We start from the raw sequence: 11,648 nt of genomic DNA, 5'->3' as shown, positions 1-11,648 counted from the left end.
TAAAATAAAGTGGTGGACGATACTGGGCTTGAACCAGTGACCCCCGCCTTGTAAGGGCGGTGCTCTCCCAACTGAGCTAATCGTCCGTATTGCTTTTAATCCTTCAACATTTCAGGCTATACCATCCGCGTTTCAGTGGGGCGTATTATAGGGAGATAGAAAAAGCTGTCAACTGAAAAGCTTTAAAAACCCTGATTTATTTTAAAATATTAATAGCTTGATTTATTTTCAGGCATAACGCTGCATTAGTGGGCATTAAAATCAACTTTTCGTCATTCTATAAAATAATTAAAATGGGTGCCCTACCATTAACCAAGTACTTGTACCTTCTTTTGATTGAGTAAAGTCTAATCGTACAACAATACCTGCCGTTAAAGCGCGTAATGATACACCGGCATCAACTTTCCAATCTGAGAATAAAGTATCTCGATGTAAAGTGGGTGATACCCTACCCCCTTCCATATAAAATACCATTTGAAACCAATCAAGGTTTAAGAACTTTAACCAACGTACATCAGCGATGGGATTATAATCTAAGGTCATTCTGTATTCCGCCGTGGCGTAAATGACCGCTTTATCATGAAAACGGTTTTGTCTAAAGCCACGCATTCGATACATACCACCTAATGTCGCGCCTTCAAGAAAAGGTGCATTATTAGTAACTAGGCTATTTCCTGCCGCATCAGTAGTCACTTGCCAACTTGGTGAGTAGCCGAGCCAGGCATTTAGCGCAATAATATTTTGTTTTGCAAAAGAAGTAGCCCCTAAGGAAAAGTATTTACTCGCTTCTACTTCAACAAAAGTCCATTGCTGATTCGATTGTAGCCACTCCGGGTTGTAACTAAAGCCTATATATTGTGAGCTACCTTGGCTTGGGTTTGCGGGAAAATCAGTATTATCATAAAGAAAGCCTAATTCAAGCGCATGAATAGCGCCAGATAACTCGCCCTTTTCATCTCTATATTCTTGATAGCGATTGAATTGCCTAGCAATTAAAATACTGGTACCTGTTTTTAAAGGGTTCCAATCAGCCTGTTCAACATCATGCTTTAATAACCCGCCCTGTAATTGATAACTGGCCATACTTTGTTTTTCTGCACTACCCCACGGTAAGACATACTCTAATTTAACATCCCACCAGTTACTTGAGCCTTCTGCTTGAATGAAATCATCAAAGCTGGAGTCATTAGAGCCTGGGCGAGGAGCTGTTGAAAAGTCTTCAGGTAAAGGCGAATAGGCACGTAATAAGGGATAGTCGCCCACCATGCCAATAGCACTGAAAAAGAATCGCTCGCTATCTAAAATACGATAGTCCCATAAGCTTAACGCTAGGCCTTTCGAATCTCCCCCGCCATAAATTGTACCACCCACGGTCATTTGCTTTTGGTAAAGCCCCGTTGCCATAGCGCCTATACCGATGACAGTTCCCATATCATCGGTGCTAAAGGCAAAAGGCAATACTAAGCTTTCGCGCATTTTGGTATTTTCTTGTCGCTGCACCGAGTACTTAACTTGGCCCGGCGGCTTAGCCTGCACATTCTTGATAGAAATTACCAGTAATGTACAAACAATAAGCCCCCATACCCCAGTACTTGCTAGACAGCTGTTAATTATTTTATTCATTGAGATATTTCTAGTCGCTCTTTATTTTGCTGCAGGCATATGAGCTTCATCATATTTTTTGCGTAATGCTTTAGCCCACTTTCTGATCATACGTTTTGCATCGGCGCGATTAGACACTCGTGTGGCCCATTGTGCATAACTATCATCGCCAGCAACCGCAACATTTACTGCCCTCGCCAATATCTCTCCGCTCACTCCATCATAGAGCTCTAAAAACAAGGTCGCTTGGCCAGCATCGCTTGCATAGGTTTTAACATTTGCGGCTGACCGAAGATCTGGCGCGGTAACATCTAAATCGACAATAACCGGTCTTATCACTAAAGTATTTGAACTGACTTTATCAACGATAGGGAATTTAGCACCTTTAGCAAATTCTTCTTTAAAGACTTCATCAAACAATTTAGCAACATCCGCTTTAATACGGATTACATCTTCATCACGGACACGAGTAGTTAAAGAGCTTTGACTTCTGTTGTAATCGCGCTTCCAGTTTTTCTTAAAAGCAACCACACTCGGTAATATTTGAACCTTGTTATACTCGGAAAAATCTACCCCTTCTTTTTTATAAGCGACCGTTGAGCGTGTTGATTTTTTTAACTCCATGCCCTCTGGTGATACTTGCGGTGCATTGGTTGGGTTTGTAGAATTACAACCCATAACCATGGTTGCCGCTAAGACAATAATACTGAGTTTACTACCTAGTGGTTTATTCATTTTCATTCCTTTTGAATTAATGTTTAGTTATAGCGTATCAATACTTAAACTGAGCAAGCTACCTACCTCGGCGCGCATTGCCCATTTTCTGATGGCCACCTCGTGACATATTACCCATTTGCCGGCCATGTAATTCTCGATTCATTTTTTGATGGTCAAACGAACGATTATTAACTCCTTGCCTATTTGATGGCAGATTATTAGGTTTATTCATGCTTGGCCGAGTTGATGAATTTATCGTGCTCTGTTTAGGAATAGTCTGCCAATTTTTATTACTGCGATTTTGCCACTGACCATTTTCATGGCGAACCACGCCACCCTTCCTATCGGCATACACGTTATTCGTCCGCTGTGAAGCAACTTTCGCTTTAGTGATATTGCGATTCGTTGGCTGTTTTATCGCGTTACGCTTTTTATTTATGCCTTGGTTATATAGATTACTTGTTCGGTTACTGGCTCTATTAGTTGGATTAGCGGCAAGTCTTTGCTGTGCATGAGCACGATTGGCAATGCTAACCGAGTTGCCAATATTGACATTACCATTAATATTGATGTTAGTGTTGCCTCGGTAACCACCACCATAATAGCGGCCACAACAAGGTCTTGGGTGATGGTGATAACCGCCGCCCCAAACCACGCCAACTCTAAAGAATGGACTGCCCCAACTTACACCAACATTCCAACCTGTCCAGGGGTTATAACCAACATGTAATCCCCAAGTAGGTGGTCTTGGGTAGTACCAACCGCCAACATAATAAGGAGGGTAATACCAACCTGTACCATAAATAGGTACACCATAATAAGGGTAAGACCATAAATAACCTGGGGTGTAACCTACATAAACCACTTCAGGTGTTGAGTCATAAACGGTGACATACGTGGTGTTATACATAGGAGAGCTAGGCGGGATTTGTGCAATCGCTTCTTTTGGGATGTTATCCGCTACTCGCCAAGGACCTTTTGGCAGTGATGAAACAAACCAGACGCCATTATCAACTGCATAATACTTGTTGGCTATTTTAAGTACTTGCGCCGAGGTATTTACCGCATACTCAACTTGTGTATCAACTATAGGTTCAAATTTTGGCGCGCCATCATAATAGACAGTTAATTTTGCTTCACTGCGTTTTATCGCTGCCGTTTGTGGGATTTGTGCATCTAACACCGCCTGCTCAGCCTCATCCGTGCCGGCAATAGAGGTTCTTAAACCGCCAATAGCAGACTCAGGCGGTATCTCTTGAAAGCTCTTAGGGAGTTTGTCAGCGCGGACAAAACCCCAAGGACCTTGCTCACTTTTACTGCTAAACCAACGACCTGATAACAAGACATACATATCACCACTACTCAGCTCTCGTAGCCAAGGTGTTTCGGTATTTTCAACATACAGTAACTGACCACCGACTAAACTAGTCCACTTTTTATCACCATCTGAGACTACTAATTCAGTTGGCTTGGTTGCGGTAATGATATTCGGCGCGCTAATGACTTGTGACGTTTCGCCTTGTGCCGCTTCTTTTGGCATTAGCCTTTTAAGATCAGCGGGAGGACTGGCTAAAATTGACCACGGCCCTAAAGCATTTGATGCTTGATACCATAAATGGCCACTGGTTAAATAAAACTTACTTTGGCTCTTTGTTTTCATTACTGCCAATGGTGTATTTAACGCCCGCTGATAATTACTGTTTTCAATGTCCCTGAAAATGGGTTCGCCATCATAGTTCAGTAGTACTGACAAAACATCGGTAAATATAATCTCTGGAGCATCATTTTTGATATCAGCAAGGCTGGCTTTAATTTTCTCTGCATGAGTCAAACTAGCGGTTAATTTTGATAACGAAGAAGTAAAAGAAGACTGCCCTAATTGTGCTTCAACGAATTGGCTAAATTGTTTTTCTCCTGCTTCTTTTGACTCTGGCCAAGCCACTTTAGTGACTTTCAATTGACTAATTGTGACCGTATTTTCACTGCGATCAGTATCAATTTTTGCCGAGAACCAAAATACACCAAAAATGGGCTCGGCTTCAGATTTTAACTCCAGCGACATTGCCGCTCGGCCAGTTATTATATTGCCGATAAGCTTTTCAGGTTGCGGTTGATAGACCACAATGGTGCCTTTATTCCCCGTTAATTCTTGCGGCCAATCAGCCGCTAAAGCGGGAAAAACAGCACAAGCAACAAAACAAAGCATAAGAGTGTGTTTTAGTTTTGCTCGCCAATATGCATAAAAGTTATTTCTCATTATACGTCCTGCAAGGTTGGAGGTTAAAATAGAAGAATCATTTTTATCAGATTTAAATTTTGAATTTAAAGTTTAAAATAATAGTATTTTCCGTTGATGTCTGTAGGTAAACCAATTTTGTTTTATCAATATGATAACCAAAATCAAACTCCATATAAAATTGACGGGTTTCTTCACCATCAAGACCATAGGTGTATTGTGGATTTAACATCAAATAAAACTTTTCGTTGATGTCATATTTAAAGTAAGTTTGTGCCATGATAATTTTTGTTTCTGCAAACAGATCATTCGCTTCCCATGATTTACCATAAGTAAGACCTGCATATAACTTGAGTTTCTTAGTCAGTGGCACTACCTGTAGCACCCCAAAAGTAGCATAGTTCGAAGTAATACCGTCTTGGGAAGTATCGGTGCCAGCATCAATATAAATCCCAGTACCCGTAACCTTATTTGGAGTAAACAGTCTGAGTCTATAAGCATCAAGATTCTTTTTTGCCTCAATTTTACCTAAAAAACCCCAATCGCCCTTATTAAGGCCAAATTGAAAGGCCGCGCCTAACCCATCGTTTCCCCCGGTTAATGCGCCACCCGTATAAACTGCCATGGGATCAGATATATCCACATGTTTTTTGGTGTTTTCTGCTGCTTGTAATGCTCTTGGAATGACAACGAAGCTGCTACACATAATTAACATTAATAATTTATTCATTTTCACTGCAAATATTCCTTCATTAGCTCGGCAAGTATAATTCTATCGGTTACGCTGAAATTCAGCGCGAGTAATATTCATGGTAATAAGAAACACCTGGTTCATATCAGTAGTTAATATTGATAGCTTAAATTGGTAGTTTATTTCCATATAAATGTACTTGTTATAGTTATCTAACAATTGGTATTTTCTCTTAAAATTTTGTTAACTACAAGTTACAACTTTTGATTGTTTATCTAGTGTTTTTCCTCCTAAGCCATTAATCTAGCATAATTTTGTCGGCGCAGTTAAACTGTCAGTTATTCACACTGATTACACTGGGCTTTACCGGTGAAATACGCTGTTTATTTTATAAAATTTCAAATGATTACTGAAAGGACTCTAATGTTAAAGACGAGAAAAACATTTGTACTCACGGCTTTATTACTCAATTTCGTGCCAACGGTCAATGCTACTTCATTTATTGATAAGTATATGTTCGACCCAGATGACGGCATGTTAGATGCGAGTCGCTACCTTTCTGAAGTTCCTTTAGGATTTTTACCCGTACCAACTATCATTACCGAGCCAGCAACCGGCAATGGTCTAGCACTGTTAGGGGTGTTTTTTCATGAGTCTGATGAACAAAAAAAACAACGAATTACGCACAGCAGCAACAGTAAACATTTTGTCTTGCCCAGTAATATTTCTTTAGTGGGCGCGGGTGCTACCGCTAACGGCAGTAAAGGTTTTGGTTTTGGCCACATGGGTTTTTGGCTTAAAGACACCGTGCGTTACAGAGGTTATATGCTATACAGCGATTTCAATTTAGACTTTTATTCATTAGCTGGCATTGAATTAAAACGGCCAATTGAGCTTAATATCAATGGCCCGATAGTATTGCAGGAATTAAAAATGCGCCTTGGCAAAAGTAAATGGTTTCTTGGTGGTCGTCAGGTCTATAGAAGCGTTGAAACAAGTTTAGCTAACCTCAAAGATATTAACTTTCTCCCCAGCGATACCTTAAACGATAAGGTAAATAATTTCTTTGATAATCATTTATCTCAATCAGTGACAACCTCAGGTTTAGGTCTGTTGGCTGAATATGACTCACGAAATAACCCGATGAACCCTGAGCACGGCTATGACTATCAACTGCATATTACCCGCTTTGATGACGCCATTGGTAGTGATGTTGACTACATGAGTTATCACTTTTCCGGGTTAAACTACTGGCAGTTATCGGAAAAATTTCTTTTTGCCTTAAGACTTCAATACGATGGTGTTAATGCTAACGAGGACGTTAAGTTACCCTCTTACGTGCCGCCAAGCGTTGATTTACGAGGTGTACCCGCCATAAGATATCAGGGCAACAAAGTCGCAGTCTCTGAAGTAGAATTCACTTACAAGTATAACTACCGGTGGAAGTTTAATGCTTTTACCGGCATAGGCCGTGCCGCACAAAGTTTTAGTGAATTAAGCAGCGCAGAGTCGGTACATAACTATGGCGTTGGCTTTCGTTATTTAATTGCCAAGCGTTACGGTTTTACCATGGGCACAGACCTAGCTAAAGGACCTGAAGATACCGTGGTTTATATTCAAGCTGGCGCTACTTGGTAAAATGTTAAAGACTAAAATTAACACTAGTTTCGGGTAGTAAAGCCATTGATTCAACAGGTAAAGAAGCAGCATCAGCTTGGCTATTAAAATGGTAAATAAGCACTTGCCATTTTAATCCGCCAATTAAATAGCCCGGTGAGTTAATGAATGCTCACTTCGCGAGAACTTGAGCCCGAACATGGTCATGCTTAGCACCATAATGTGCTTCTTGCTCTAACGCCTGTAAATCCTTAATAATTAACTGATTACGTTTTTTATCTAAAATCCCCTGCGCTTGCCAATACCTGAGTTGTTTGTTAACGACTTGTCTGACTGAACCCACCATACGCGCTAAGGTTTCATCATTTAAGCCATTGACTAAATGCTGCTTATGCTCACAATCAGGTGCGCCGTTATAACTGTTAATTTTTTCGATATGTTTCAAGATCAAACGACTTAAACGGGTACTGGTATCATATAGTACTAAACTTGTTGCGCGCTGCTCATGCTCGCGCATCTTCTGCGCCAAATAAGGTAGAAATTGATTATTAACTTCCGGGTAGGTCCAAATCCATTTTCGCATGGTTTCAATAGGTATGCTTAACAAGCGCACAGTATTTAGCGGCGCAATAATCACCTCATGGGGTTTACCATCAAGCAGCACCATCACATCGAAACTATCACCCGGGTAAAAGATATCTACTGTAGCTTCACGAGCAGTTTCCGGATGAACTTTTTTCAGTTCAACTTGGCCATCAAGCAAGACAAAGAACTGCTTTGTTAATATTTCAGCACTAATGTACTGACCCTTATGCCAGGTGATGACATGGAAGTCTCGCTGTATTTTTTCTAATAAAACTTGCGGTAACTCGGCAAACAACTTTGCTTGTTTAACTAAAGTGGCACTGGCTTGATAACTTACCGGGACTAAGGCCTTGTTCATGATATTCCTAGGTGTGAATAAGCTAACTTAATAATATTCTACCTAGATAACGTCAGAGTACAATTAATTTAATTTCTTTCCTCAAACTGTCAGTTATCTGACAGTAGCACTTTTGTTAAGCCCGTATGATAGCCCCACTAAGACCAAACGGATTAATTAATTCTATTGGTACAGCTAGCAGCGCGAAGTTAAGACAACTGCAAAACAAACTCAAGGTGCTGCTTTTCTAAAATAACAAAAGGAAAATTATAATGACTAAAATTATTGGTATTGACTTAGGTACAACAAATTCATGTGTCGCAGTAATGGAAAGTGGCAAAGCAACCATCATTGAAAACAGCGAGGGTAATCGTACCACCCCCTCAATTATCGCCTATGGCAACAATGAAATATTAGCGGGTCATCCGGCAAAAAGACAAGCGGTGAGCAATTCAAAAAACACCTTGTTCGCTATTAAACGTTTAATTGGCCGCAAGTTTGATGATGAATTACTGCAAAAAAACATTGAATTATCACCCTACAAAATTGTAAAAGCTGACAATGGTGATGCCTGGGTAGAAATTGACGGTAAAGCGATATCACCACAGCAAATTTCAGCACAAATATTAATGAAATTGAAAAAAGATGCCGAAGCCTATTTAGGTGAAAAAGTTACCGAAGCGGTAATAACCGTACCGGCATACTTTAATGACTCACAGCGCCAGGCCACTAAAGATGCAGGTAAAATTGCTGGTCTAAATGTTAAACGTATTATCAACGAGCCTACAGCTGCAGCATTAGCTTACGGGGTAGATAAAAGTAAAGACGGTGAACAAAACTATGAACAAAAAATAGTGGTTTACGATCTCGGTGGCGGTACCTTTGATGTTTCTATTATTGAAATATCTAACCTAGAAGGCGAAAAGCAGTTTGAAGTTTTGGCCACTAATGGCGATACCTATTTAGGCGGAGAAGACTTTGACAGCGCACTGATTAATTATCTTGTGACGGAGTTCAAAAAAGATCAAGGCATTGATCTGACCAGCGATGCTTTAGCGATGCAAAGGGTAAAAGAAGCCGCTGAAAATGCTAAAATCGAGTTATCATCAACCAAGCAAACCGATATTAACTTGCCTTATGTTACCGCCGATGCCAGTGGTCCTAAGCATATGAATATTAAAATAACTCGGGCTAAATTAGAGTCTTTAGTAGATGACTTAGTTCAACGCACCATTGCACCGTGTAAACAAGCATTAAAAGATGCCGGTTTAAGCATTAGCGATATCAGCGATGTTATTTTAGTAGGCGGTCAAAGCCGTATGCCGAAAGTACAAGAGGCGGTACAAAGCTTATTTAAAAAAGAGCCGCGTAAAGATATTAACCCAGATGAAGCAGTCGCCCTAGGTGCATCAATTCAATCAGGGGTATTATCGGGCACGGTAAATGACGTGTTATTGCTTGATGTAACACCCTTGTCTTTAGGCATTGAAACCCTAGGCGGTATTGTTACTAAGTTAATCAGTAAAAATACCACTATCCCAACACGTGCAAGTGAGGTGTTTTCGACTGCAGAAGATAACCAAAGCGCGGTAACTGTTCATGTATTACAAGGTGAGCGTGACATGGCCAGCGATAATAAGTCATTGGGACAATTTAATTTAACCGATATTAAAACAGGCCCTCGCGGCAGTGCACAAGTAGAGGTTAGCTTTGATATAGATGCCAATGGTATTTTAAATGTGACCGCAACGGACAAGGCCACAGGTAAAGAGCAAGCCATTACTATCACAGCGTCGAGTGGTTTATCGGAAGATGAGGTAAATCGTATGGTTAATGAAGCTGAGCAAAATTCAGCTCAGGATAAAACGAAGCGTGAACTCATTGAACAGCGTAATCAAGCGGATCATTTAATTCATACAGTAACGGCAGCAATGAGCGACTTTAGTGATGAGCAACAAGCAAGTTTTAATACCTTAATTGAGCAATTAAAAATGGCAGTTAATGGTAATGATAAACAAGCGATTCAAGTGCGTCACGATGCATTAAATGATGCTTATAACTTAGCAATGCAAGCGCAGGATAACACTGAAAGTGCAGCGTCTGAGCAAGCAAATGCAGCTAACGATAGTGATGTTATAGATGCTGATTTTGAAGAGGTCAGTGGGCTTTAATTCAACAAGCAGTAGGATTGATAACCCAGTACTGATAAAACTAAAGCTGTTAAAATTAAGGCTGCTAAATAGTAATATTTAGCAGCCTTTTCATTTACATTATTAACTGACAATGTTTAAAGTCAATTAAGTGAATCAATAACAGCGATCACACCTTCAATAAACATTTGTACGCCAATGACCGCCAAAATAAGCCCCATCAATCGGGTCACAATGCTTAAACCTGCCTCACCAATCAGTGCTAGAATTTTACTACTGTAAACAAAACAAAAGAAAGTAATAATACATAACAAGGCAAAAACACTTAACGTAATAAGTATGCCAACAAAACCAGCAGAAGAAGAGTAATTCATTGCTGTAGCAATAGTGCCAGGCCCTGCAAGTAATGGTACCGCTAAAGGCGAAACGGCGAGATCACCCTGCTCTACTTTCTCTGCTGAATGTAAGCTAGAGCCGTTACCATTGATCATATGATAACCAATAATAAACACTAAAATACCACCAGTTATTCTTAATGCCGGTAATGTAATACCAAATAAATGAAAAATAGCATTACCTAATACAGAGAAAGCTAAAATAACAAAAAAAGTAATCAATAACGCTTTTTTGGCAATTTTTTTCTGTTGCTCTTTACTCTTATTTCCCACTAACCCGGCAAAAGCTGCAGTATTAGCAATGGGGTTCATGATGGCAAAAAAACCTAAAAACACGGTAACTAATTGTGAAACTATATCTGACATTTGATGCTGATTTTCCTTTTACTTAACATTGAATTTATTGATATTTGTTATACCAATCAGACTAATTAATCCGTTTGGTATTGAATCGGCTTAACTTGATATTCGACAAACAAGCGTTGATAAAATTTAGTTAAGCTTTGTTTACGTTGCTCATTGAGCCACGCTTGTTTTACTTGGCCTCGCACCGCCGCTAAAGGTTGCAGTTCACCGCCTTGTTTAGTTTTCAATTTAACAATATGCACGCCATAACCTGATTTTACATCTAACAACCATTTACCCGCTGCCATCGTCACTAAAGCATCGGCAAAATTACTACCAAAATAGCGGGCAACTTGTGAAAACGGCATATTCTTGTATTCAAATTCCAAATAGATATTATCGGATAACGCTAATAAATTTTCTTGAGACTGTTCACTGTCTGTTAAGGATTTTATTTTCGATAGCGTTGTCTGCATATCACCGATAATATCGTCATGGTGTTGCGGATTAAAATATAATTGTACAAAACTCAATAGTTGCTCTTTGCGGTATTCTTCACGGTATTTTGCTAAAAACAGCGTTAATTGCTCTTCACTTGGTTCTATACTTGTCACCCTATCTTCAACCATAAACTCTAACTTTTGTTGAACACGTTTTTGAATAATAGAGTCGCCATCAAGCAAACCTAATTCTTTACCCTTTTGGTAAGCAACTTGTTCTTTAAAGTAGTTGCTAACTAAGGCATCAAATTCTTCTGGGCTTGGTGGTCGTTGCCGTGTTTTTTCAAAACTGTATTTCAGTTGCACAATTTTCGCTGCTGAAAGTGTTATTTCATTGTTACTAGTTTCGTTATCACTTACCAAGGCATAAAAATAAAAAAGCGCCGCGCCCAACAGTAAAAAATGCAGTAACGGCTCTTTTAATAAGGTTTTCATAGTTATCCTATTATTCTATTAACTTAAAATGCTAATTA

9 protein-coding genes and 1 tRNA gene are annotated in these 11,648 nt (G+C 39.7%); 2 read left to right on the top strand and 8 right to left on the bottom strand.

The window, feature by feature from the left end; translation table 11 throughout:
• Positions 1-10: 10 nt before the first annotated feature.
• The 5 genes from F580_RS0103310 to F580_RS0103290 form a co-directional block, all read right to left on the bottom strand.
• A tRNA-Val gene (locus F580_RS0103310) sits at positions 11-86 on the bottom strand.
• Between the two features lie 202 nt (positions 87-288).
• Positions 289-1,623: a BamA/TamA family outer membrane protein gene (locus tag F580_RS0103305; RefSeq protein WP_019026268.1), complete on the bottom strand. Its 1,335-nt coding sequence runs from the start codon at positions 1,621-1,623 to the stop codon at positions 289-291.
• 21 nt (positions 1,624-1,644) lie between these two features.
• Positions 1,645-2,337, bottom strand: a complete 693-nt coding sequence (locus F580_RS0103300; protein WP_019026267.1) for a DUF3313 family protein — start codon at positions 2,335-2,337, stop codon at positions 1,645-1,647.
• Between the two features lie 58 nt (positions 2,338-2,395).
• A complete protein-coding gene (locus tag F580_RS0103295; protein ID WP_019026266.1) occupies positions 2,396-4,576 on the bottom strand; it encodes a carbohydrate-binding protein in 2,181 nt (726 codons plus the stop codon).
• Positions 4,577-4,628: 52 nt separating this feature from the next.
• On the bottom strand, positions 4,629-5,285 hold the full coding sequence (locus tag F580_RS0103290; protein WP_019026265.1) for a hypothetical protein: 657 nt from the start codon (positions 5,283-5,285) through the stop codon (positions 4,629-4,631).
• A gap of 384 nt (positions 5,286-5,669) precedes the next feature.
• Between F580_RS0103290 and F580_RS0103285 the strand changes: the two genes are divergently transcribed.
• Complete coding sequence (locus F580_RS0103285) at positions 5,670-6,884, top strand: BamA/TamA family outer membrane protein (RefSeq protein ID WP_019026264.1); 1,215 nt, start codon at positions 5,670-5,672, stop codon at positions 6,882-6,884.
• A 151-nt stretch (positions 6,885-7,035) separates the two neighbouring features.
• On the opposite strand, the gene F580_RS0103280 is transcribed toward F580_RS0103285, so the two are convergent.
• The gene (locus tag F580_RS0103280; RefSeq protein ID WP_019026263.1) at positions 7,036-7,806 is read right to left on the bottom strand and encodes a Crp/Fnr family transcriptional regulator; all 771 of its coding nucleotides are present in this window, start codon (positions 7,804-7,806) and stop codon (positions 7,036-7,038) included.
• Positions 7,807-8,057: 251 nt separating this feature from the next.
• Here F580_RS0103280 and dnaK point away from each other — a divergent pair, with 251 nt between their 5' ends.
• Positions 8,058-9,956, top strand: coding sequence for a molecular chaperone DnaK (dnaK, locus tag F580_RS0103275; RefSeq protein ID WP_019026262.1), 1,899 nt, complete (start codon positions 8,058-8,060; stop codon positions 9,954-9,956).
• 122 nt (positions 9,957-10,078) lie between these two features.
• On the opposite strand, the gene F580_RS0103270 is transcribed toward dnaK, so the two are convergent.
• The gene (locus F580_RS0103270; RefSeq protein WP_019026261.1) at positions 10,079-10,696 is read right to left on the bottom strand and encodes a MarC family protein; all 618 of its coding nucleotides are present in this window, start codon (positions 10,694-10,696) and stop codon (positions 10,079-10,081) included.
• Positions 10,697-10,761: 65 nt separating this feature from the next.
• The gene (locus F580_RS0103265; RefSeq protein ID WP_019026260.1) at positions 10,762-11,610 is read right to left on the bottom strand and encodes a peptidylprolyl isomerase; all 849 of its coding nucleotides are present in this window, start codon (positions 11,608-11,610) and stop codon (positions 10,762-10,764) included.
• Positions 11,611-11,648: the final 38 nt, after the last annotated feature.

The organism is Colwellia piezophila ATCC BAA-637 (assembly GCF_000378625.1).
GTDB classification, from domain to species: domain Bacteria; phylum Pseudomonadota; class Gammaproteobacteria; order Enterobacterales; family Alteromonadaceae; genus Colwellia; species Colwellia piezophila.
The sequence above is the reverse complement of the archived record's forward strand: the minus strand, read 5'-3'. Positions and strand labels throughout refer to the sequence as shown.

Bases quoted from the DNA above. Each gene is read 5' to 3' on its own strand.
- F580_RS0103305 (WP_019026268.1), bottom strand. From the start codon at position 1,623: ATGAATAAAATAATTAACAGCTGTCTAGCAAGTACTGGGGTATGGGGG.
- F580_RS0103300 (WP_019026267.1), bottom strand. From the start codon at position 2,337: ATGAATAAACCACTAGGTAGTAAACTCAGTATTATTGTCTTAGCGGCA.
- F580_RS0103295 (WP_019026266.1), bottom strand. From the start codon at position 4,576: ATGAGAAATAACTTTTATGCATATTGGCGAGCAAAACTAAAACACACT.
- F580_RS0103290 (WP_019026265.1), bottom strand. From the start codon at position 5,285: ATGAATAAATTATTAATGTTAATTATGTGTAGCAGCTTCGTTGTCATT.
- F580_RS0103285 (WP_019026264.1), top strand. From the start codon at position 5,670: ATGTTAAAGACGAGAAAAACATTTGTACTCACGGCTTTATTACTCAAT.
- F580_RS0103280 (WP_019026263.1), bottom strand. From the start codon at position 7,806: ATGAACAAGGCCTTAGTCCCGGTAAGTTATCAAGCCAGTGCCACTTTA.
- dnaK (WP_019026262.1), top strand. From the start codon at position 8,058: ATGACTAAAATTATTGGTATTGACTTAGGTACAACAAATTCATGTGTC.
- F580_RS0103270 (WP_019026261.1), bottom strand. From the start codon at position 10,696: ATGTCAGATATAGTTTCACAATTAGTTACCGTGTTTTTAGGTTTTTTT.
- F580_RS0103265 (WP_019026260.1), bottom strand. From the start codon at position 11,610: ATGAAAACCTTATTAAAAGAGCCGTTACTGCATTTTTTACTGTTGGGC.